The sequence below is a fragment of the Serratia sp. CY52157 genome (assembly GCF_052168495.1).
GTDB lineage: Bacteria > Pseudomonadota > Gammaproteobacteria > Enterobacterales > Enterobacteriaceae > Serratia > Serratia ureilytica.
Map to the genome: position 1 here is coordinate 161,991 of NZ_JBJNMO010000007.1, position 19,491 is coordinate 181,481.

General features: G+C 58.1%; 23 protein-coding genes, 1 pseudogene and 1 riboswitch. Of the genes and pseudogenes, 8 read left to right on the forward strand and 16 right to left on the reverse strand.

Annotated elements, in window-relative coordinates:
- Positions 1-72: 72 nt before the first annotated feature.
- The 3 genes and pseudogenes from rluF to ACJ8IP_RS20750 form a co-directional block, all read right to left on the reverse strand.
- On the reverse strand, positions 73-942 hold the full coding sequence (rluF, locus tag ACJ8IP_RS20740; RefSeq protein ID WP_089192127.1) for a 23S rRNA pseudouridine(2604) synthase RluF: 870 nt from the start codon (positions 940-942) through the stop codon (positions 73-75).
- 138 nt (positions 943-1,080) lie between these two features.
- The gene (locus ACJ8IP_RS20745) at positions 1,081-1,884 is read right to left on the reverse strand and encodes an aminoglycoside adenylyltransferase family protein (RefSeq protein WP_369334399.1); all 804 of its coding nucleotides are present in this window, start codon (positions 1,882-1,884) and stop codon (positions 1,081-1,083) included.
- A gap of 42 nt (positions 1,885-1,926) precedes the next feature.
- Positions 1,927-2,364, reverse strand: a pseudogene (locus ACJ8IP_RS20750) (winged helix-turn-helix transcriptional regulator); the annotation flags it as partial.
- A 95-nt stretch (positions 2,365-2,459) separates the two neighbouring features.
- Here ACJ8IP_RS20750 and ACJ8IP_RS20755 point away from each other — a divergent pair.
- Positions 2,460-3,683 carry an MFS transporter gene (locus ACJ8IP_RS20755; RefSeq protein ID WP_164106901.1) on the forward strand — a complete coding sequence of 408 codons (1,224 nt, stop codon included), beginning with the start codon at positions 2,460-2,462 and terminating at the stop codon, positions 3,681-3,683.
- Here ACJ8IP_RS20755 and ACJ8IP_RS20760 read toward each other — a convergent pair.
- Together ACJ8IP_RS20760 and ACJ8IP_RS20765 are read right to left on the reverse strand one after the other, a co-directional pair.
- Positions 3,680-4,105: a GNAT family N-acetyltransferase gene (locus ACJ8IP_RS20760; RefSeq protein ID WP_108681750.1), complete on the reverse strand. Its 426-nt coding sequence runs from the start codon at positions 4,103-4,105 to the stop codon at positions 3,680-3,682. The two genes, ACJ8IP_RS20755 and ACJ8IP_RS20760, sit on opposite strands and share 4 nt — an antisense overlap.
- An 81-nt stretch (positions 4,106-4,186) precedes the next feature.
- Positions 4,187-4,513, reverse strand: coding sequence for a hypothetical protein (locus ACJ8IP_RS20765; RefSeq protein WP_164106902.1), 327 nt, complete (start codon positions 4,511-4,513; stop codon positions 4,187-4,189).
- A gap of 368 nt (positions 4,514-4,881) precedes the next feature.
- On the opposite strand from ACJ8IP_RS20765, the gene ACJ8IP_RS20770 reads away from it, so the two are divergent.
- From ACJ8IP_RS20770 to ACJ8IP_RS20795, 6 genes are all read left to right on the forward strand, one after another.
- The gene (locus tag ACJ8IP_RS20770; RefSeq protein WP_198793321.1) at positions 4,882-5,835 is read left to right on the forward strand and encodes a hypothetical protein; all 954 of its coding nucleotides are present in this window, start codon (positions 4,882-4,884) and stop codon (positions 5,833-5,835) included.
- A gap of 596 nt (positions 5,836-6,431) precedes the next feature.
- Positions 6,432-6,560: a hypothetical protein gene (locus ACJ8IP_RS20775; RefSeq protein ID WP_269815952.1), complete on the forward strand. Its 129-nt coding sequence runs from the start codon at positions 6,432-6,434 to the stop codon at positions 6,558-6,560.
- 53 nt (positions 6,561-6,613) lie between these two features.
- Positions 6,614-7,081 (forward strand): hypothetical protein, encoded by a 468-nt coding sequence (locus ACJ8IP_RS20780; protein WP_164106904.1) that lies wholly within the window; start codon positions 6,614-6,616, stop codon positions 7,079-7,081.
- Positions 7,082-7,298: 217 nt separating this feature from the next.
- A riboswitch (TPP riboswitch) is annotated at positions 7,299-7,395 on the forward strand.
- 35 nt (positions 7,396-7,430) lie between these two features.
- Positions 7,431-8,222, forward strand: coding sequence for a hydroxyethylthiazole kinase (gene thiM, locus ACJ8IP_RS20785; protein ID WP_033651555.1), 792 nt, complete (start codon positions 7,431-7,433; stop codon positions 8,220-8,222).
- Positions 8,222-9,022, forward strand: a complete 801-nt coding sequence (gene thiD / locus ACJ8IP_RS20790; protein WP_033651554.1) for a bifunctional hydroxymethylpyrimidine kinase/phosphomethylpyrimidine kinase — start codon at positions 8,222-8,224, stop codon at positions 9,020-9,022. Before thiM ends, thiD begins: the two co-directional genes overlap by 1 nt.
- Positions 9,023-9,105: 83 nt before the next feature.
- Positions 9,106-9,564, forward strand: coding sequence for an inhibitor of vertebrate lysozyme family protein (locus tag ACJ8IP_RS20795; RefSeq protein ID WP_033648850.1), 459 nt, complete (start codon positions 9,106-9,108; stop codon positions 9,562-9,564).
- Positions 9,565-9,603: 39 nt separating this feature from the next.
- On the opposite strand, the gene gutQ is transcribed toward ACJ8IP_RS20795, so the two are convergent.
- From gutQ to yegS, 9 genes are all read right to left on the reverse strand, one after another.
- Positions 9,604-10,575: an arabinose-5-phosphate isomerase GutQ gene (gene gutQ / locus ACJ8IP_RS20800; RefSeq protein WP_069100799.1), complete on the reverse strand. Its 972-nt coding sequence runs from the start codon at positions 10,573-10,575 to the stop codon at positions 9,604-9,606.
- Positions 10,568-11,341 (reverse strand): glucitol operon DNA-binding transcriptional repressor SrlR, encoded by a 774-nt coding sequence (gene srlR / locus ACJ8IP_RS20805; protein ID WP_033644070.1) that lies wholly within the window; start codon positions 11,339-11,341, stop codon positions 10,568-10,570. The genes gutQ and srlR overlap by 8 nt, the downstream gene beginning before the upstream one ends.
- An 83-nt stretch (positions 11,342-11,424) precedes the next feature.
- A complete protein-coding gene (gene gutM, locus ACJ8IP_RS20810; protein ID WP_108681744.1) occupies positions 11,425-11,781 on the reverse strand; it encodes a transcriptional regulator GutM in 357 nt (118 codons plus the stop codon).
- A gap of 46 nt (positions 11,782-11,827) precedes the next feature.
- Positions 11,828-12,607: a sorbitol-6-phosphate dehydrogenase gene (srlD, locus tag ACJ8IP_RS20815; RefSeq protein ID WP_164057273.1), complete on the reverse strand. Its 780-nt coding sequence runs from the start codon at positions 12,605-12,607 to the stop codon at positions 11,828-11,830.
- Between the two features lie 10 nt (positions 12,608-12,617).
- Positions 12,618-12,980 carry a PTS glucitol/sorbitol transporter subunit IIA gene (gene srlB / locus ACJ8IP_RS20820; protein WP_004941520.1) on the reverse strand — a complete coding sequence of 121 codons (363 nt, stop codon included), beginning with the start codon at positions 12,978-12,980 and terminating at the stop codon, positions 12,618-12,620.
- A gap of 22 nt (positions 12,981-13,002) precedes the next feature.
- Positions 13,003-13,986: a PTS glucitol/sorbitol transporter subunit IIB gene (gene srlE / locus ACJ8IP_RS20825; protein ID WP_442524506.1), complete on the reverse strand. Its 984-nt coding sequence runs from the start codon at positions 13,984-13,986 to the stop codon at positions 13,003-13,005.
- Between the two features lie 15 nt (positions 13,987-14,001).
- Positions 14,002-14,550, reverse strand: a complete 549-nt coding sequence (gene srlA, locus ACJ8IP_RS20830; RefSeq protein WP_004941528.1) for a PTS glucitol/sorbitol transporter subunit IIC — start codon at positions 14,548-14,550, stop codon at positions 14,002-14,004.
- Positions 14,551-14,785: 235 nt separating this feature from the next.
- Positions 14,786-15,835 carry a class I fructose-bisphosphate aldolase gene (gene fbaB, locus ACJ8IP_RS20835; RefSeq protein WP_015378749.1) on the reverse strand — a complete coding sequence of 350 codons (1,050 nt, stop codon included), beginning with the start codon at positions 15,833-15,835 and terminating at the stop codon, positions 14,786-14,788.
- 261 nt (positions 15,836-16,096) lie between these two features.
- Positions 16,097-17,002 carry a lipid kinase YegS gene (gene yegS / locus ACJ8IP_RS20840; RefSeq protein ID WP_033644066.1) on the reverse strand — a complete coding sequence of 302 codons (906 nt, stop codon included), beginning with the start codon at positions 17,000-17,002 and terminating at the stop codon, positions 16,097-16,099.
- Positions 17,003-17,031: 29 nt separating this feature from the next.
- On the opposite strand from yegS, the gene ACJ8IP_RS20845 reads away from it, so the two are divergent.
- Positions 17,032-17,253: a hypothetical protein gene (locus ACJ8IP_RS20845; RefSeq protein ID WP_187048288.1), complete on the forward strand. Its 222-nt coding sequence runs from the start codon at positions 17,032-17,034 to the stop codon at positions 17,251-17,253.
- Between the two features lie 216 nt (positions 17,254-17,469).
- Here ACJ8IP_RS20845 and trhP read toward each other — a convergent pair whose 3' ends face one another.
- Both trhP and ACJ8IP_RS20855 read right to left on the reverse strand, forming a co-directional pair.
- Complete coding sequence (gene trhP, locus ACJ8IP_RS20850; RefSeq protein ID WP_046897730.1) at positions 17,470-18,822, reverse strand: prephenate-dependent tRNA uridine(34) hydroxylase TrhP; 1,353 nt, start codon at positions 18,820-18,822, stop codon at positions 17,470-17,472.
- A 178-nt stretch (positions 18,823-19,000) separates the two neighbouring features.
- Positions 19,001-19,339, reverse strand: coding sequence for a YegP family protein (locus ACJ8IP_RS20855; protein ID WP_033644064.1), 339 nt, complete (start codon positions 19,337-19,339; stop codon positions 19,001-19,003).
- Positions 19,340-19,491: the final 152 nt, after the last annotated feature.

Below are 19,491 nucleotides of genomic sequence, written 5' to 3' on the forward strand. Positions count from 1 at the left end.
CTCGTCTAGGTGGTGGTCAGGGTTTCGCCCTCGCCAAGCCCGCGCAACGGCGGGCTGAGCAGGGAAGGACGTTTAACGCCCTTTTTTCTTGCGTCCTGGCTGGGTAAAGCGCTTGCGGCCGGCCGGCGCAGCGGTTTTATCGGCGCTTTTCGGTCCGCCGGCGCTCGGTTTTTTCGCCGGGGCAGATTTGGCCGGGGCTTTCTTCATCGGTTTAGCCTCGGACGAAGAGCCTTCAATCAGCTTGAACAGCTCAATCAGCTCGTCATCGGTCAGATCGCGCCATTCGCCCAGCGGCAAGCCTTTCAGGCTGACGTTCATGATGCGCGTGCGTTCCAGCTTGGTGACCTCATAGCCGAAGTGTTCGCACATGCGGCGGATCTGGCGGTTCAGCCCCTGCACCAGCGTGATGCGGAACACGAACGGCGCTTCTTTCTTCACCTTGCACTTTTTGGTCACCGTGCCAAGCATCGGCACGCCGGCACCCATGCCGCGAATAAACTCGTCGGTCACTGGCTTGTTGACCGTCACCAGATACTCTTTCTCGTGATTGTTGCCGGCGCGCAGGATCTTGTTGACCAGGTCACCGTGGTTGGTCAGAAAGATCAGCCCCTGCGAATCCTTGTCCAAGCGGCCGATCGGGAAGATGCGCTTGCTGTGGTTGACGAAGTCGGTGATGTTGTCGCGCTCGCCGTCCTCGGTGGTGGTGACGATGCCGACCGGTTTGTTCAGCGCGATCAGCACCAGATCTTCTTCATTGCGCGGTTCGATCAGCTGACCGTTAACCTTCACCACATCGCCGGCAAATACCTGGGCGCCAACGGTGGCGCGTTTACCGTTGATGAAAACGTTGCCCTGTTCGATGTATCGATCGGCGTCGCGGCGTGAGCAGATACCGCTCTCGCTAATGTATTTGTTCAGACGAATGGATGAGTTAGTCAGCATGGGATCTCCGTAAAACGCGGACTATACATTACCCGGATGGCGCTGCGAAGCGAATCATGCAGGAGGCGGCGGCTATGAACAAAATCCGTCCCTGCATCAAAAAGTGCAGACGATAAGTGGTGTCGACAGGCCTGCGTCTTATTGCGATGCTGTTGTCGTCAATAGACTTGCGATCGTCGTTTTGGCATAGCCGATGAATGCCGCCAACGGCTGCTGATGCTGAGACAGGTCATCTATCGCTTGTCCGAGATAAACTCGCCGCGCGGTGCTAAGTACCGGCTGGTGTTCAGATGGCAAGCGTTCCAGCAGCCATTCGGCGGCCACATCTTTGGGGGCGATCCGACCGGTTGCCGCGCTGAACCAGATGCGCGCTAGCGCAAGCACAATGTTGCATTCGTCGCCATGCCAGTCATCAGGTTCTTTCCATTGACTCAGGGTATCGGTGAGCGCGGCGATGAAGTCACTGCGAGGGACGCTGTCATACAGGAGTTCAAAGGAGGCGCCGAACAGATGTCGATGATGCTGCCGGGCTTTGGTAAGCAGGATCGCCACATCAGGATCCAAGGTGGCGGGGGAGACAATTCCCACCAGCAACTCTTCACGCAGCCATTCGCCAAACTGTAACTCACGTCGTGGCGGATAGCGCCAAGGTTTGATGTCGGTCTGTACCAGCACGGTGACTTCCAGCGGGCGAAAAATACTGTCGGCATCTGGCGGAGCCGACACGGTCAGCAAAGCTTTCATGAGGGCGGCCCGAGTGGTTGACATCAGCGGCTTGCTGATGACGACCAATATGTCGATATCGCTGTTGGGTTTAAGACCGCCATCGACCGCAGATCCATACAGATGGATGCCCAAGAGTGTCTCGCCGAGTTGCTCTGTCAGCACATTGTATGCGGCGTCGATCTGTGCGGCGATTTCGGTTGGAAGTGTTTCTTTTATAGCTAATTGGCGATTGTTAAAAGATGGCTCAAACCGTTCCCCCACCTTCACCACCCGGGTGTTAAGCGGGGTGAGCGTCTGCCCGGCGTTGCCGATCGGCGTCAGGCGCGGCACGGGGCGGCCGCTGTCGCTTTCTACCAGCGTTGAGTGCGCTTCTCCCTCGGCGAACAAATGATCTTCCCCCCACTGGCGCAGGCCAACGATCACCGGAAACAGCGCGCGGCCTTTCTCGGTCAGCACATACTCCTGATAGGCACTGCCGTCCGCGGCGGGCACGATCTCCAGCACGCCGTGCGTCACCAGGGCGCGCAGCCGGGTGGTAAGGATGTTCTTCGCCATCCCCAGCCCTTTTTGAAATTCGCTGAAGCGGGTGACGCCGTCGAAGGCGTCGCGCACGATCAGCAGCGACCACCAGTCGCCAATCACATCCAGCGTGCGCGCCACCGGGCACGGCGCGTCTTCCAGGCTCTTACGTTTCACGACGATTATCTCCTGCTGCATATTCTGGTTGCATTATAAAACCTCTGCACCTAAAGTTCATTGGGTTTAATAATGAAACCACATTGAGGTGTGCGATGAGCGACAAACTGCTGGATCCTCCCTGTGCGGCATTGGGGCGCCTGCCGGCCGCCCTGGTGCTGCTGTTGGCCGCCGCCAGCGCCTTTAGCGTGGCCAACGTTTACTATGCGCAGCCGCTGTTAGACGCCATCGCCCGCGATTTTTCCATCAGCCTGGCGGCGGTCGGCATGGTGATCGCCGTGACTCAGTTGGGCTGCGCGCTGGCGTTGCTGTTGGTGGTGCCGCTGGGGGATCGGTTGAACCGGCATCGATTGCTGGCGGGGCAACAGCTGGGGCTGATCGCTGCGCTGCTGCTGGTGGGCTGGGCGCCCAGTGCGGCCTGGCTGCTGGTGGGGATGATGTTGGTGGGGCTACTGGGCACCGCCATGACGCAGGGCCTGATCGCGTTCGCCGCCGCCCTGGCGCCGCCGCAGGAGCGCGGGCGGGTAGTCGGCGCGGCGCAGGGCGGGGTGGTGCTGGGGTTGCTGCTGGCGCGCACCTTGTCCGGCGCGCTGGCGGACGTCGGCGGCTGGCGCACGGTGTACTTCTTCTCTGCCGGAGTGACGTTGGTATTGCTGCCGATCCTGTCGCGCCTGCTGCCAGCGCCACGCACCGTTCCCAGCACGCTGAGTTATCCCGCGCTGCTGGGTTCAATGTTGAGCCTGTTGCTGCATGACCGCACGCTGCAAATTCGCGGCATGCTGGCGCTGCTGATGTTCGGCGCTTTCAGCCTCTTTTGGAGTTCGCTGGTGTTGCCGCTGAGCCGGCCGCCGTTCAACTTCACCCATGCCGCGGTGGGAGCGTTCGGCCTGGTCGGCGCGGTGGGCGCGCTGGCGGCGGTGCGCGCCGGGCATCTGGCGGATCGCGGGCTGGGGCAGGCGGCCAGCGGCGCATGTCTGCTGCTGTTGACGCTGGCCTGGCTGCCGCTCGGTTTGCTCGGCAGCGGCCTGGTTTGGCTGGTGGCGGGCATCGTGCTGCTGGATCTGGCGGGCCAGGCTATCCACGTGCTGAACCAGAGCATGATTTTCAGCGCACACCCGCAGTCGCACAGCCGGCTGGTGGCCTGCTACATGCTGTTTTACGCCGTCGGCAGCGGGCTGGGCGCCTTTGCCGGCACCCATGTGTACGCCTGGGCGGGCTGGAGCGGCGTTTGCTGGCTGGGGGCGGGCGTCAGCCTGAGCGCATTGCTGTTTTGGCGGCTGACGCTGTGCGGGATGCCGGATGCGGCGGGTAAGGGCTAGCGGGCCGGTGAGTGCATCAGGTAATAATCTTCTTCGCCGTCGTTGCCAGTGGAGATGATGCGCCAGCCGTGCTTGCGGTAGAACGCCAGCGCTTTTTCATTTTTCACCAGGCATTTCAGCGAACCGGTGGCGGTGAAGGTGGCTTGCGCCGCATGCAGCAGCGCACTGCCGACGCCGCGCGGCGGCTGATGGGGATCGACATACAGGTTATGAATGAAGTTATCTTCGCGGTAGACGGAGACGAATCCCAGCAGCGCGCCGCCGTCTTCCGCCACCCAAATCGCTTCGCCCAGCGTCGCGCCGTCGAAATCTTCCAACTGATAGTTTGAGGTATCGCGCCAGCCGAACGCCACCTTGCGCGACGCCAGGTACAGCGTGCGCAGGAAGGGGCGATCGGTCTCTTGGTAGGGTCTTATCTGCATGGCATCTCCCGGTGATGTATGCAGACTATAGCGCATTGCGGTAGGAACGTACGGCCATCTTAAGCGCGTGGCGATATGTCGTCAGGCGTGCTCCGCCTGCATTTTCATCCAGAACGCTTCCTGGCAGCGATTATAAAACTGCTTTTTTCTCGGCGAGACGGTATGGCCGCCGTCGTGTACGACTTCGTAGCTTATCCAGCATTCGCGGCACAGATCGTCGGATTGAAAACTATCCGACTCCATCTTGCACAAGAGGGTGACGCCGTTGCTGAATTCATAAAGCATTTCGCGCTCTTCAATAACGTTTTCCTCATCAAAGAAGCGTTCGACGCTTTCCGTTTTGTTGATTGCTCGCACCTGTGAAGAGCGTGCGTGAATGCCGCAGAGGTAGGTATAAAGTCGATGCATCGCCAGTCCTGTCTATAATGCGCGAAGCGAGAAGAGCGTGCGTCCAAGCATAAGGCAATCGTCGGTGGAGAAGAAGCGTCTCGGTAGCGTGTAATTCAGCTGCTACGTAATTAACGGATTGTGTTGGGCGTAATAGAACATTAATTTTTGATTTTTTTGTGATGGATGTCAAAAAATCTTTGGGATTTATATTGAAAGGTTAGAGGGCTATATTCATATGGTTTTGATACTTACTTTTCAGAATGAAAAGGGTACTATGGTTAACTGTGAAGATGAACATAGTTGCGATTTTTTTGGAAAAACTCCCGATTAACGAGGGATGGGGAGGAAGAAATAATTATTAAAATGATATTTATTAAGGAGATGAAATGGCAATTCGAAGAATAGCTTACGCATATTATGATCCTGACTGGATTAAAGGCGAGCATACGCTTCTTGCTATCAAAAGAAATACCGTTGAGCCCTTGGCTTACTCACTCCACATGAAAGGATATATTTTCTGCCCTTCTTGCTATGAACATATCACCCGTGTACCTGCAGATCCTGACAGGGGCATGACTACGAACGAAGTTCCGGCCTATTACAAACATCTTAAAGATGATAATGCGCCCTTCTGTAGCCTGAGATGTGGGTCTATTCAGTACAAAAAATACTCATCTCAGGAGGATGCAAAGAAAGCCGTTGAAGATGAGGAGCTCATTGTCATAAGTGGTTTTCTGGAGTCTCGGCCAGACAATAATCCCAGGATAGGCTCTGAAGGTGACGAAGTCCCAGTCGATTCGCATTTCGAGAGAAAAAATGGCAAAGAGGTTTCATTGCCCATTGCCCGCCATCATGGTGAGTCTTTCAAGGTTCCCAGTCAGGTAACAAGTGTTCAGTCTCTATGCGTCAATTTCGATCACAATTATTACCGTGAGATTTATCTTGTTGGTGAAGATGGTAGAGCTAAGCGTTATAGGCTATGTGACTCTCTCAAAGAAATAAATGATATAAAGGATGATTGCTCTGAGCCCGCATTCTATTTTGGTGAATTTTTGATGATTGAAAGGTTTTCAGGTCATAGCAATGTCTGGTTAAAGATTACCCAAGGAACCTCATTTAAGGATTTCAGAATACGAATTACTAACGATACTGCTGATGGTAGAGGGTTTTTCAATGAAAACAACCTTGGTCGAATAGTTATATTTTACAGTCAAGTCGATGAGGTTGGGAAGGGATATATGACTCCTCAACTTGGATGGGGGGAAGTGGCTCTGTTACCTGCTAAATATAATGAATTTCTAATCAGGGATTATATGTCATCTCACCATGGTGAGAAATAACTTTCGGTTGGTTATTGTTAAATCGATAATTGATGGTGGGTAAATTTTGGATGCAAACTTTATGATTTAGTATAGACTATACTAAAACAGGGATTGCTTATATAATCGCATTCACAGGTATTTATAAATCAAGCAAAGTATTTTGATAACTAGTTATGCCTTAAAGGAGAATGTTAGATGGATAAAAATGGGATTCTTCAATAGATAGAGACTAGATGTGCTTTTTCTAAATCAGCCTGGGTGCCCTTACGAGCGGCTTCAGAGAATGAGCAAAGCAATGTTAAGGATGGACTGACCTCACCACGGTAGTTGAGCCTTTACTTTAGTTGGGTTTACACTATAAAGTGATGTGAATCGCTTGTTTGATTATATCGACTGGTCAGCAAAAGCAAGCGCGGATTCATTGACTCGCAGCCTTACGCTATCAGCATTGAGTGGTCAGTCATCCACAAGGAGATGGTTGCGATGTAAATCACACGGGGATGCCGCATATTGTATTTTATTTTTATGTGGTTTTTTTTGACACCGTTTCGTTTGTCCCTTAACCTTATCAAGGATAAAAAGTTTAATCTTTATCTTCAGGATGAGGTGTTTCTATGGCTAAGAAAACAGTAGTTCGTTCTGCGATAACTGGTCAGTTTGTTAAGCCCATGGAAACTAAACGGCATCCTGATACTGCGGTAACTGAAATTATCATAATGCCTAGCAATAAAGGTAATAAATAAAAAAATCTCAAAGCGCTCGTAGTGGCGCTTTTTCTATCTCTGGAGATCTATTGATGGAAAGTCATAACTTTGAAAGGCTAAAAGAACACATCTTATCTTTATCGGTTTCGAATAACTTTGAAGTTGCCAAAACAGAGTGGAGTCTACACTCGATAGAAGTTTCTGAAGAAATGGATTTCTGTCCATGTGGTCAGAGTATCAAAGAGCATTGCTACATTGAAAATAAAAAAAATGGTAAAACCACGTATGTTGGTAACGTTTGTATAAATAGATTTTTGAATATTTCAACTGGAAATTTGTTTGAAGGGTTGAAAAGGATTAAGAAAAATATTTATGCCAATCCAAACTTGGAACTAATTGAGTATGCGAATGATAAAGGGTATTTATACGATAAAGAGTATGGTTTCCTTGTTGATACAATGAAGAAAAGAAACCTTAGCGAAAAACAAAAGTTGTGGAAGGAGAAAATAAACAGTCGCATCCTTAAAGAAGTTGTTGTTAATAATCGTACAGCAAGATGAGAATTCTTTTTTAGCAACTTCGATTCGGAAACAATGAAAACCAGCACATTCTATACAGAGTGTAAGTAATAAGGGGCTTGCCCCCTTTTTGCTGTCTGGGATGGGGGTCAGAAAAAGGGGGATACGTATTTTCGAGGAGAAGAAATGATAACCGGAAGGTCGGGCTTGCGTTAGCAACCCACTTCCCCTAATCTGGCAAAAAGTATAGAGATTCAATCTACATGACTCGGGGTGCCCTTCCGCGTGAAGGCTGAGAAATACCCGTATTACCTGATCTGGATAATGCCAGCGTAGGGAAGTCACGGCCGCTCAACCGGCGCCGCCTTCTTGAACGCCGGTTGGGAGGAATATGATCGCTCGACCTGATGCACTACCCGGCGCCCGCGCCGCGGCCTGCCTGACCCAATTCCAACAGCGGCCTCCGCTGATCCACTGCCTGACCAACGAAGTGGTGCAGTCGCTGACCGCCAACGTGCTATTGGCGCTCGGCGCCTCTCCGGCGATGGTGGTGGAGCCGCAAGAGGCGGCGCAGTTCAGCGCGCTGGCCGACGGCCTGCTGATCAACGTCGGCACCCTCAACGCGCTGCGCGCCGAATCGATGCGGGCGGCGGTGGCCGCCGCCAATCGGGCCGGCAAGCCCTGGACGCTGGATCCGGTGGCGGTCGGCGCGCTCTCCTACCGCACCGCCTTCGCCAAACAGCTGCTGGACGAGAAACCGGCGGCGATACGCGGCAACGCCTCGGAAATCATGGCGCTCAGCGGGTTGCTGGCCAGCGGCCGCGGCGTGGATAGCGGCGACGACTCGCTGGCGGCATTGCCCGCCGCGCGTGAGCTGGCGCAGCGCAGCGGCGCGGTGGTGGCGGTCACCGGCGCGGTGGATTACGTCACCGACGGCCAACGCGATTGGGCGATCGAAGGCGGCTCTCCGCTGATGACGCGGGTGGTGGGCACCGGCTGCGCGCTGTCGGCGGTGGTGGCGGCGTTTTGCGCCCTGCCGGGCGATCGCCTGGACAACGTGGCGACCGCCTGCCGGGTGATGTCCCACTGCGGCGGCCTGGCGGCCAGGCAGGCCGCCGGGCCGGGCAGCTTTACGCCGGCGTTCCTCGATGCGCTGTATCAACTGCGCGGGGAGGATCTGTGATGAAACGCATTAACGCCCTGACCATCGCCGGCACCGATCCCAGCGGCGGCGCCGGCATTCAGGCCGATTTGAAGGCCTTCTCGGCGCTTGGCGCCTACGGCACCTCGGTGATTACCGCGCTGGTGGCGCAAAATACCCGCGGCGTGCAGTCGGTGTATTACATCGATCCGGCGTTCGTCGCCGCGCAGCTGGACTCGGTGTTCAGCGACGTGCGCATCGACAGCGTCAAGATCGGCATGCTGGCCAACGCCGACATCGTGCAGGCGGTGGCCGAACGGCTGCGGCATTACCGGCCGGAATTCGTGGTGCTGGATACCGTGATGCTGGCGAAAAGCGGCGATCCGCTGTTGGCGCCGGAGGCGGTAGAGTCTATCCGGCGCGAGCTGTTGCCGCTGGTGTCGATCATTACGCCGAACCTGCCGGAAGCGGCGGCGCTGCTGGCGTGCGCGCCGGCGGAAGATGAAGCGCAGATGCGCGAGCAGGGGCGGGCGCTGCTGGCGATGGGCTGCCGGGCGGTGCTGATGAAGGGCGGCCACCTGAGCGAAAGCGAGAGCCCGGACTGGCTGTTTACCGCCGAAGGCGAGCAGCGCTTTACCGCGCCGCGCGTCGCCACCCGCCACACTCACGGCACCGGTTGCACGCTCTCAGCCGCGTTGGCGGCGCTGCGCCCGCGCCATGCCGACTGGGCGGCCACGGTGGCCGCCGCCAAGGACTACCTGCAACACGCGCTGCAACAGGCGGATACGCTGGAAGTGGGGCACGGCATCGGGCCGGTGCATCATTTTCACGCCTGGTGGTGAGTCAACTTTTTGCCGCAACCGTGGTCTGACTAGTTCAGGCCCGGTTTACGGGCGAAACCTGATTTAACCTAGGGAGAAGGACTATGACGGGACACCAGGCGCTGCGTTGCGCCCTCTTCGGCGCACTGCTCAGCTTCAGCGCGGGCAGCTTCGCTCAGCAGATCGTCACCACATCGGATTTGATTCAGCAGCCGGGGTATCAGGCCAGCTGGCAAAACATGGTCAAAGGCCAGGCGCGGATGCCGGGCTGGGCGCGCAAGGGCGTCGGCACCTCTACGCCGGCGCAAAACCTGAGCTGGAAGGGCAAAGAGTATCTGGTCGGCAATCTGTGCAAACCGCACGACTGCGGCAACAACTTTTTGATCGTGGCGTTCAGCGCGGATAAATCCCAGGCCTGGGGCGTGCGAGTCGCGGTGGAAGATCGGCCGGAAGCCGTCGATCATCCGAAGAAATATGCCAAGTACCAGTGGCTCGGCAAGCCGGATGACGACATGAAAGCGCTGCTTAAGCAGCAGTTTGAGAACAATCCCGACTGGAAATGATCTGACCGGGGGCGCTGACGATGCCGCCCCCGGCGTCGATCAGCCAATGCCGGCCTGATGCAGATCGTGCAGGTTGAGCGCCCCCACCAGCACGCCGTCCATATCGACCACCGGGGCCGCGCTGATGTGCTGTTCGTGCAGCGCTTCCAGCGCTTCGCCGGCGCGCCACTGCTCCGGCAGCCGATAGCCGGGGCGGGTGATCGCCGGGCTGAGCGGATCCTGCAGGCTGTTGCCCTTCACCAGCCAGCGGCGCAGGTCGCCGTCGGTAAACACGCCCACCACCCGCTGCTGCGCGTCGCACACCGCCACCAACCCGAGCCCGGTGCGGCTCAGTTCCAGCATCGCTTCCATCACGTTGGCGCTTTCGCTCACGCGCGGCAGGCGATCGCCGGTGCGCATCAGGTGATGCACGCGGTTCAACAGGCGCGCCCCCAGGCTGCCGCCCGGGTGCGAGCGGGCGAAGTCTTCCGCATTGAAACCGCGCTGGCGCATCAGCGCCATCGCCAGAGCGTCGCCCATCATCAGGGTGTTGACCGCGCTGGAGGTGGGCGCCAGCCCCATCGGGCAGGCTTCGCGCTCGACGCCGATATCCAGTACGCAGGCCGCGCCCTGCGCCAGGGGCGATTCTTTGCCGCCGGTGATGGCGATCACCGGAATGCCGTTCTCCGCCAGCAGCGGCAGGATCAGATCCAGCTCTTTGGCGCGGCCGGAGTAGGAGATGAACACCACCACGTCGTCGGCGCCGATCATGCCGAGATCGCCGTGCAGCGCCTCCGCCGGATGAACGAAGAACGACGGCGTGCCGGTGCTGGCCAGCGACGCGGCGATTTTTTTGCCGATATGGCCGGACTTGCCGATGCCGGAAATCACCGCTTTGCCGCGGCAGTTCAGCAGCAGCTCGCAGGCGCAGACGAAATTGTCATCCAGGCGCGCCAGCAGGCGCTGCGCTTCGGTCAACTCGATCTCCAGCGTTTCGCGGGCGAAGGCGAGCAGGGCGTTGGCGTTACTCATCGGGGTCTCCTACCAGAATGATATTGATGCCTTTCGCCTGCAGGGCGGCGAGGTAATCGGGGTTGATGTCTCGGTCGGTGATCAGCGTATCGACGGCGCTGAGTTCGCACACCACGTTCGGGCTCTTGCGGCCGAATTTCGAGGAGTCCACCAACAAAATAATGCGGCCGGCGGCTTCGCACATCGCTTTGCTGACGTTGTGCACTTCGTTGAAGGTGGTGACGCCGGCGTTGAGATCGACGCCGTCCGCGCCGATAAACAGCTTGTCGAAGCTGAATTGCTGAAACGCCGATTCGGCCAGGCTGCCGTGGAACGAGGCCGATTTTTTGCGGTAGGTGCCGCCGGGCATCAGGATGGTCTGATCGTTATCCAGCTCCACCAGCGCGTTGACGATGGTCAGGCTGTTGGTCATCACCGTGATGTTATTGAACTGCGCCAGATGCGGCACCATCTGCAGCACCGTGCTGCCGGCGTCGAAGATCAGCGAGTCGCCGTCGGCGATCAGCGCCACGGCGGCGCTGGCGATGCGGCGTTTTTTCTCGGTGTTGATATGGGTTTTACGGTCGATTGGCTGATCGCCGTCGTCGCGGCTGAGCACCACGCCGCCGTAGGTGCGGATCACCTCACCTTCTTCTTCCAGCAGGGTAAGATCTTTGCGGATGGTGGTGCCGGTAGTGGAGAAATGCTCGGCCAGGGCGTCCACTGCCGTTTTGCCATGCTGCTGCAGATATTCAAGGATAGCGGCCTGCCGCTGCTTTGGTTTCATCGCGATTCCCGTTCACAAGAGTGGGGCATTTCCCCTCGCTGAATAATTCACTATGAAAGGTAATGCCTTTTAATGTGAAAATATCACGATTTGGGTTCAATCGCTAACGATAGTGCAGACTGGCATGCGCGATCCTCGGGGAAGATCACATCCGGGCGCAAATCCCGCTGATGCAAACCGTGCAAATGAGGCACCGGGCGGGGCCGGGCGAAAACGGTCAGGCCGCGCAGCAACAGGCTGCCGCACACCCGCCGATCGGCGTCGAAGGCCAGCGCCAGCACCACCCGCGGGCGAAAACGGCCGCCGGAGCGGCCGACGCCGACGGCGCCCAGTCGGCATAAGCCGTCGAAGGCGCGGTTGAAACGTTGCAGTTGCCACCAGCCGAAGGCGATTTGCAGCAGCCAGGCCAGCAGCGCGAAGGCGATCAAAGCTTGTGTCATGGGGTTCTCCTTATGCCCCCTTCCGCGGAAGGGGGCGTCGGTGGCGTCAGAACATCACCTGGCCGCCGGTGATGTTGATCGATTGGCCGGTGCAGTAAGAGGCCTTATCGCTGGCGTAGAACAGCAGGGTGTTCAGCACGTCCTGGTAGTCGCAGCCGCGCTTCAGCGGCACTTTGTCGATGTAGTACTGCTCCACCTGGTCCGGCGCGATGCCCAATTTTTGCGCGTACTGCGGCAGCAGCGATTGAAACATCGGTGATTTCAGCAGGTTGCCGAGCATCAGCGAATGCACCGTAATGCCGTATTCCGCCAGATCGAGCGCCAGCGACTGCGTCAGCCCCACGCCGCCGAACTTGGCGGCGCTGTAGCCGGAGTTGTGCTTGCTGCCGACCTTGCCGGACTTGGAGTTGATCTGAATGATGCGCCCGGCGATGCCATCGCGGATCATCAGGCGCGAGAACTCACGGGCGCAGAGGAAATAGCCCACCAGGTTCACCTGCAGCGAGCGGTCGAAGTCGCCCAGCGGGAAGTCGGTGATCGGCGCCGCCTTGGCGATGCCGGCGCTGTAGACCAGCAGGTTGGTTTGGCCAAACTCCCGGTCAACCGCCGCCGCCAGCGCGATCACGCTCTGCTCGTCGGTGGCGTCGGCCTGAAAACCGCAGGCGCTGCCTGCGCTATACTCTTCGTTGATCTGCCGCGCCACCCGATTGGCGTTGTCGGCGTTCAGATCGGCCACCGCCACCCGATAGCCGGCCTGCGCCAGCCCGTGGGACAAAAAGGCGCCTAACGTTTGGCCGCCGCCGATCACTACAGCTACTTCAGACATGGTCTACTCCTTATGCGATAAATGACAGCGTGCTGCCCAACGGGATATCGGTCGGCGTCGGGCCGGAAACGTGGATCGAACCGGGGAATTCGGCTTCGGCTTCGCCGTCGAAGCGCACGGTGATGTGGCCGAGCTCGCGCAGATTCTGCGTGGCGACGCTGCCGACGGCGGTGATGGCGTAGCGCTGCTGCGCCAGTTCCATCACGCCGCCCACCTGCAGTTCGCCGGCGGTCGCGCCGTGGCGGTGGATGAAGCAGAACTCTTCGATATCCGCCGGCGCGCCTTCACGGAAAGTGATCAGCATGTTGTCCAGCAACGCGTCGCGGGCGCAGCCGCCGATCTGCGTGATGGTGGTATGAAAAATGGTGTGCATAAACGTCTCCCTGGAAATCATGCTATTGATAAATAAAGGCCGAGGCGGCCCAGGCGATCAGGACCGTTGGCGCGCCGGTCAGAAAGCGCCCAACCAGCACTGAAGGCACGCCGACCCGTACGGTGTCCTGTTTGGCTTCCGCCAGCGACAGGCCGACCGGAATGAAATCGCAGGCGGCCTGCGCGTTGATGGCGAACAGCGCGGGCAGCGCCAGCTGCGGCGGGATATGGCCGAGGCCGATCTGCACCCCGACCAGCACGCCGATCACCTGGGCGATGACCGCGCCGGGGCCGAGGAACGGCGACAGCAGCGGGAATGAGCAGATCAGCGCCAACGTCACCAGGCCGATCGGGCTGTTGGCCAGCGGCGTCAGGCCGTGAGCGATAAAGTCCCCGAGGCCGGAGGCCATGATGATGCCGATCAAGGCCGAGACGAATGCCATAAACGGCAGAATGGTCTTCAGCACGGTGTCGATAGTGTCGCGCCCGGCCTGGAAGAACACCGCCACCACCGATCCCATGCCCATGCCGACTTTCGCCAGCAGCCCGTCGCTTTGTTCGGTGATCTTCTTGCTGGTGTCGTAGTCGCGCGCCTTGGGCGGCGCTGCAACGGCGGCGGCGGCGGGTGGGTTCTCCGTAGCGTCGATTCGGCTGATGTTGTGGTCGCGCACGCCGGAGACATAGATGTCTTCGAGGATAAACTGCGCCAGCGCGCCGGACTGGCCGGTGGCGTGGATGTTGACCGTCGGAATGCGGCGTTTCGGGTACAGGCCGCAGCGCAGGGTGCCGCCGCAGTCGATCACCGCCACGCCGATCTCTTCCGCCGGCGGCTCGCCCTCTTTGAAACCGTCGACGGCGGGCCAGCCGGTCAATTCGCTGAGGCGATCGACGATGGAAGGCCGGGTGCCGGCGGTGATGTACACCACTTTTTTGCCGGGTTCTATCGGCAGTTCCAGGGGGCCGCCCCAGCCGCTGGCGCCTTTTTCAATACGGATATAAGCACTCATGCTGCACTCCACGAATTAAAGTTGCACCTGGCGATCCAGACGGATGCCCATCTTGCGTTCGAACAGACTGGTGGTGAGATCGGTGACCCAGCCGCGGAAGAAGTTGGTGAACAGCCCCACCAGGAAATAGCTCACAGCCAACGGGCCGAGCGGCAGGCCGAGGGTAGTCAGGCCGCTGGCGATGCCGAGGTAAACGAACAGCTCGCCGGGGTTGATGTGCGGGAACAGGCCGTTCATCGAGTGGCAGCTGTAGGAGGCCGCCGCGTAGTAGCTTGGCTTGTATTTCTCCGGCATGAAGCGCCCCAGGCTGAGGGTCATCGGGTTGCAGAAGACAAAGGTGCCGATCAGCGGCAGCAGCAGATAACGCGAAACGGGGTTGCCCGCGCAGCGCTGTGCCAATCGTTCGATACGTTCCTGGCCAACAAATTTGATCAGCGCGTTCATGATAACCAGCAGGCTGATCAATAAAGGCAAAATGCCGGTCACCATGCCGACAAACACTTCACCGCCTTTCTGAAACAGGCCGATAAACCACTCGGCGCCGTGGGTGATTAGCTCAATCATTATGTTCTCCTGTAATGGACTGATATGGCCTGGAGCGAACGGCGGCTCTGTCGCCATGGGCCTTACAGTAGTCACTTTGTTGGGCTATTTGTTTTAAATAGATCACAATTTGAAAGATAAATATTTTATTTTGAAAGTTTAAAGTGAAAGAAAGAGAAGAACTGTGGCACGAGGGGGAGAAAACGGGCACAAAAAAGCCCGGCGAACCGGGCTTTGGGACAGACGGTCTGTCACATCAGGCGATGGTGACCTTCTTGTCCAGGTAGGCGTCTTGTACGGCGTTGATCAGCGCCACGCCGTCTTTCATCGATTTCTTAAACGCTTTACGCCCCAGGATCAGGCCCATGCCGCCGGCGCGTTTGTTGATCACTGCGGTGCGCACCGATTCCTGTAGATCGTTCTCACCGGCGGCGCCGCCGGAGTTGATCAGCCCGGCGCGGCCCATGTAGCAGTTGGCCAGCTGGTAGCGCACCAGATCGATCGGGTGATCGGTGGTCAGCTTGGTGTAGACGCGATCGTCGGTATAGCCGAATTTCACCGCGCGGTAACCGCCGTTGTTTTCGGCCATTTTCTGTTTGACGATGTCGGCGCCGATGGTGGCGGCGATGTGGTTGGCCTGGCCGGTCAGATCGGCGCTGGAGTGGTAGTCCACGCCGTCCTTGTTGAACGCCGGGTTGCGCAGATAGGCCCACAGCACCGTGACCATGCCCAGCTCATGCGCGCGCTCGAAGGCGATCGAGATCTCTTCGATCTGGCGGCGCGACTGCTCGGAGCCGAAGTAAATGGTGGCGCCAACCGCCACTGCGCCCATGTTGAACGCCTGCTCGACGCTGGCGTACAGGGTCTGGTCGTACTGGGTCGGGTAGCTCAGCGTTTCGTTGTGGTTGAGTTTGACCAGGAACGGAATTTTATGCGCATAGCGGCGCGATACCGACGCCAGCACGCCGTAGGTGGAGGCGACGCAGTTACAGCCGGCTTCAATCGCCAGCTCGACGATGTTCTTCGGATCGAAATACAGCGGATTGGCGGCGAACGAGGCGGCGGCGGAGTGCTCGATGCCCTGATCGACCGGCAGGATCGACAGGTAACCGGTGCCGCCCAGGCGGCCGTGGTTGAACAGGGTTTGCATCGAACGCAGCACGCTGTTGGGGCGGTTGTTATCGATCATTACGCGGTCGACGAAGTCGGCGCCCGGCAGGTAGAGATTCTCGGCGGGGATAGTGGTACAGCGGTGTTGCAGCAGATCTTCCGCTTCCTTTCCTAGCAACTGCACAATATCAGTCATGATTCACTCCCGATTAAGCTTCTTCATACACCGGCAATGCAAGGGTTTTTGACCACCGGCGTAGTAAAAAAGCGGTGATTGAAGCTGTAAAGCGATGCTACCGAACTTGATCCGGCAAGGACAAACAATAGATGCGATTGAGAGGAAATGCCATTGGCGAGGCCAAATACGCGGGGACGATCGCCCCCGGCGCGTTAAGTGCTTGATTGTTCGATCTCGCCTGCCTTGGCGTTCCGAGCGGCGAGCGGGCGCAGAGCCGGATTAGCCCAGCAGGGCGCAGTTCGGCGGCAGGCGGCATTCGATGGCCTGCGGCACCACTTCGATGCGGAAATGGCGGCCTTTGAGCGGCTCGCCGTCGAGGTTAAAGGTCATCTCATGCGGCGCGTCGATCTCCAGCCACGGCAGCGCGGCGCTGAGGATGCTGTTGCTCTCTTCGTCGTTGAACAGGGCGGCCACCAGCGCCGGCAGCAGTTCATCGGCGATCAGCAGGCGCAGCTGCAACTGCCCGTCGTTAATCAGCGCGTTGGGGCACAGTTCCTGGCCGCCGCCGGCCTGTTTGCCGTTGCCGATGCCGATCACCAGCGCTTCGCCGGCCCAGCGGAAGTCCGGCCCGCGGATTTCACAGCGGTCGGCCTGCAGCGTATCCATGCGCAATAAGCCGTGAACGAAGTAGGACACGCCGCCCAACGCCGCCTTCAGCTTCTCCGGCGTTTCAGTGGTGATACGGGTGCCGAAGCCGCCGGTGGCCATGTTGATGAAGTAGCGCTCGCCGTTGACCTTGGCCAAATCGATAGGCACCGAGCGGCCTTTGATCGCCAGCTGCAGCGCCTGCTCGGGCGAGAGGGGAATGTTGCAGGCCATGGCGAAGTCGTTGGCGGTGCCGAGCGGCAAAATGCCCAGCGCCGGCCGACCTTGCGCCGGCAGTTGCGCCAGCGCGGCGGCCACTTCGTTGATGGTGCCGTCACCGCCGCCGGCGACGACGGTGCCGACGCCGAGCCGAGCGGCTTCCGCGACGTAGCGCGCGGCGTCGCCGTGCTCCCAGGTGACGCGCACGTGCAGCGTTATTTGCTCTTCGCGCAGCCGGTTGACGGCCTGGCGCAGCTCTTCGTTGCCGGCGCCCTTGCCGTTGATGATAAGCAGTGCTGGTGCATGTGAGTGTTGAGGCATTGCCGAGCTCCTCCGGCGGAAAACCAATAATGCCTCAAGATAAACCAGCCCAGGCCGCCAAGCCATCAGAATATTCAGCTAATTCCGGTTATTTCCCATTGTGCCGTGAATATGAGGACGATGCGAATTTATCTGAATTTAACCTGACAATAAGCGCAATTTTAATGGCGGCAGGATTAATCGCTATAGCGTTATTTATATATCGATGTGGCGTTATTATTTTTATTAAAATGGATAACGGGAAAACGTAATGAGAAATAGGCGCGCCGGCGGCAATGGCGGGCCCATAAAGAAAAAGCCAGCCCAAGGGAGATTGGGCCGGCTAAGGAGGTGGTTCCTAGTATTGCTATGCAAATATTTTCGTTGTTCGTTTTAAGCAGCGTGATAGTAACCAAGCTGCGGGCACATTGATGTGATCCAATTCTAATATTTGCTAAAAATCGCCGCCGAATGACGGCGATTCATTGTTAGGCTCCGGCGCTATTTTCTTCCGCCAAATTGCGGATCAGCAAAGCATAATTGAGATCGATATCCTGCGGGATCGGCAAATAAACGATATGGCCGTTGCCCGGCGCGACCTCAATCGGCTCGCCTTTCTTATTTTGCATGCTTTCGAGGGTGAACAGCACGTTGCCGCCCGGCGTCATCATCTCGACGCTGTCGCCGAGTGAGAATTTATTCTTCACGTCGACTTCCGCCCAGCCTTCGCGGCGCACGCCGGTGAACTCGCCGACGAACTGCTGGCGCTCGGAGAGCGAAGAGCCGTATTCGTAGTTCTGCTGCGCTTCGTGCACGTGGCGGCGCAGGAAGCCTTCGGTATAGCCGCGGTGCGCTAGGCCTTCCAGCGTGGTGAGCAGGGTCGGATCGAACGGTTTGCCGGCAACGGCGTCGTCGATGGCGCGGCGGTAGACCTGGGCGGTGCGCGCGCAGTAGTAAAAGGACTTGGTGCGCCCTTCGATCTTCAACGAATGCACGCCGAGCTGCGTCAGACGCTCTACGTGCTGGATGGCGCGCAGATCCTTGGAGTTCATGATGTAGGTGCCGTGTTCGTCCTCGAAGGCGCTCATATATTCGCCTGGTTTTTGCGCCTCAGACAGCATGAATACCTTGTCGGTCGGCGCGCCGATGCCCAGCGTCGGCTCGACGGTCTGCACCGGGATCGGCTCGTGCAGGTGCACGATATTGCCGGTGTCGTCCTCTTTGCCTTCTTCCGCCTTGTACTGCCAACGGCAGGCGTTGGTGCAGGTGCCCTGGTTGGGATCGCGCTTGTTGATGTAGCCGGACAGCAGGCAGCGGCCGGAGTAGGCCATGCACAGCGCGCCGTGGACGAAGATCTCCAGCTCCATGTCCGGCACTTCGGCGCGGATCTCGGCGATCTCTTCCAGCGACAGTTCGCGCGACAGGATCACGCGGGTCAGGCCCATTTGTTTCCAGAACTTCACCGTCGCCCAGTTAACGGCGTTGGCCTGCACCGACAGGTGGATGTCCATCTGCGGGAAGGCTTCGCGCACCATCATGATCAGGCCAGGATCGGACATGATCAGCGCATCCGGGCCCATATCGACTACCGGTTTCAGATCGCGCAGGAAGGTTTTCAGCTTGGCGTTGTGCGGGGCGATGTTGACCACCACGTAGAATTTTTTGCCCAGCGCGTGCGCTTCGTTGATGCCCTGCGCCAGATTCTCGTGGTTGAACTCGTTGTTGCGCACCCGCAGGCTGTAGCGCGGCTGGCCGGCGTAAACCGCATCGGCGCCGTAGGCGAAGGCGTAACGCATGTTTTTCAGCGTTCCGGCCGGGGAGAGAAGTTCCGGTGTAAACATAGTGTGTCTCGGTCTGATTTCAGGTCAGCACCACGCCACCTGATGGCGCAGTAAAAGCGGGGGATTGTAGCCGCGGCGCGGCAAAAAATCAGCAGTTAACCGGATTTATTCAAGGGAGATTGATCCCGGTCAAACGGAAAACGCGCGATGGCGGCCACCGCGCGGGCGAAACGGGGGATCAGGCGCTCAAATCGCGAATATCGGTGGTCGGGCCGTTTTTAATCACCGACTGGATACCGTTTTTGGCTGCGCTTTCGGAGCTGTACATTTCGCTGACGCCGATCACCTGATGGTTCTTGGCCTTCAGCACAAAGTAGGGCTGGTTGCTGGTGCTGTGCTTCAGTTCAAACTGCGCTTCATGCGGCGAATTGGTCTGCACCGAGGCGATGCCGTTCTCCGCCGACGCTTTGCTGGCGTACATCTCGCTGGCCAGAATGATCTCGCCGTTACTGGCTTTCAGGTTGAAGTGGTACTGTCCGTTCTTTGCTTTTTTCAGCTCGTAATGACCGATTGCCATGGTTCTTCTCCTGTAGGTTCCGATTCGTGATGTAAGTGTAGCCAATCGCTTGAAAATCGGTGGCTAAACCTCACAGCAGCTTAGTCGAAAAAATGCGCAATTTTTTTGCGCCGGCGCGGAGTTTTCGCCCGAGAAGCCCGGCGCCGCACGGG

Bases quoted from the DNA above. Each gene is read 5' to 3' on its own strand.
- ACJ8IP_RS20775 (WP_269815952.1), top strand. From the start codon at position 6,432: ATGGCTAAGAAAACAGTAGTTCGTTCTGCGATAACTGGTCAGTTTGTT.
- thiD (WP_033651554.1), top strand. From the start codon at position 8,222: ATGAAACGCATTAACGCCCTGACCATCGCCGGCACCGATCCCAGCGGC.
- fbaB (WP_015378749.1), bottom strand. From the start codon at position 15,835: ATGACTGATATTGTGCAGTTGCTAGGAAAGGAAGCGGAAGATCTGCTG.
- rluF (WP_089192127.1), bottom strand. From the start codon at position 942: ATGCTGACTAACTCATCCATTCGTCTGAACAAATACATTAGCGAGAGC.
- ACJ8IP_RS20795 (WP_033648850.1), top strand. From the start codon at position 9,106: ATGACGGGACACCAGGCGCTGCGTTGCGCCCTCTTCGGCGCACTGCTC.
- gutM (WP_108681744.1), bottom strand. From the start codon at position 11,781: ATGACACAAGCTTTGATCGCCTTCGCGCTGCTGGCCTGGCTGCTGCAA.
- srlB (WP_004941520.1), bottom strand. From the start codon at position 12,980: ATGCACACCATTTTTCATACCACCATCACGCAGATCGGCGGCTGCGCC.
- ACJ8IP_RS20760 (WP_108681750.1), bottom strand. From the start codon at position 4,105: ATGCAGATAAGACCCTACCAAGAGACCGATCGCCCCTTCCTGCGCACG.
- gutQ (WP_069100799.1), bottom strand. From the start codon at position 10,575: ATGAGTAACGCCAACGCCCTGCTCGCCTTCGCCCGCGAAACGCTGGAG.
- ACJ8IP_RS20780 (WP_164106904.1), top strand. From the start codon at position 6,614: ATGGAAAGTCATAACTTTGAAAGGCTAAAAGAACACATCTTATCTTTA.
- trhP (WP_046897730.1), bottom strand. From the start codon at position 18,822: ATGTTTACACCGGAACTTCTCTCCCCGGCCGGAACGCTGAAAAACATG.
- ACJ8IP_RS20855 (WP_033644064.1), bottom strand. From the start codon at position 19,339: ATGGCAATCGGTCATTACGAGCTGAAAAAAGCAAAGAACGGACAGTAC.
- ACJ8IP_RS20765 (WP_164106902.1), bottom strand. From the start codon at position 4,513: ATGCATCGACTTTATACCTACCTCTGCGGCATTCACGCACGCTCTTCA.
- srlA (WP_004941528.1), bottom strand. From the start codon at position 14,550: ATGATTGAGCTAATCACCCACGGCGCCGAGTGGTTTATCGGCCTGTTT.
- ACJ8IP_RS20755 (WP_164106901.1), top strand. From the start codon at position 2,460: ATGAGCGACAAACTGCTGGATCCTCCCTGTGCGGCATTGGGGCGCCTG.
- srlD (WP_164057273.1), bottom strand. From the start codon at position 12,607: ATGTCTGAAGTAGCTGTAGTGATCGGCGGCGGCCAAACGTTAGGCGCC.
- yegS (WP_033644066.1), bottom strand. From the start codon at position 17,002: ATGCCTCAACACTCACATGCACCAGCACTGCTTATCATCAACGGCAAG.
- srlR (WP_033644070.1), bottom strand. From the start codon at position 11,341: ATGAAACCAAAGCAGCGGCAGGCCGCTATCCTTGAATATCTGCAGCAG.
- ACJ8IP_RS20770 (WP_198793321.1), top strand. From the start codon at position 4,882: ATGGCAATTCGAAGAATAGCTTACGCATATTATGATCCTGACTGGATT.
- thiM (WP_033651555.1), top strand. From the start codon at position 7,431: ATGATCGCTCGACCTGATGCACTACCCGGCGCCCGCGCCGCGGCCTGC.
- srlE (WP_442524506.1), bottom strand. From the start codon at position 13,986: ATGAGTGCTTATATCCGTATTGAAAAAGGCGCCAGCGGCTGGGGCGGC.
- ACJ8IP_RS20845 (WP_187048288.1), top strand. From the start codon at position 17,032: ATGCCTCAAGATAAACCAGCCCAGGCCGCCAAGCCATCAGAATATTCA.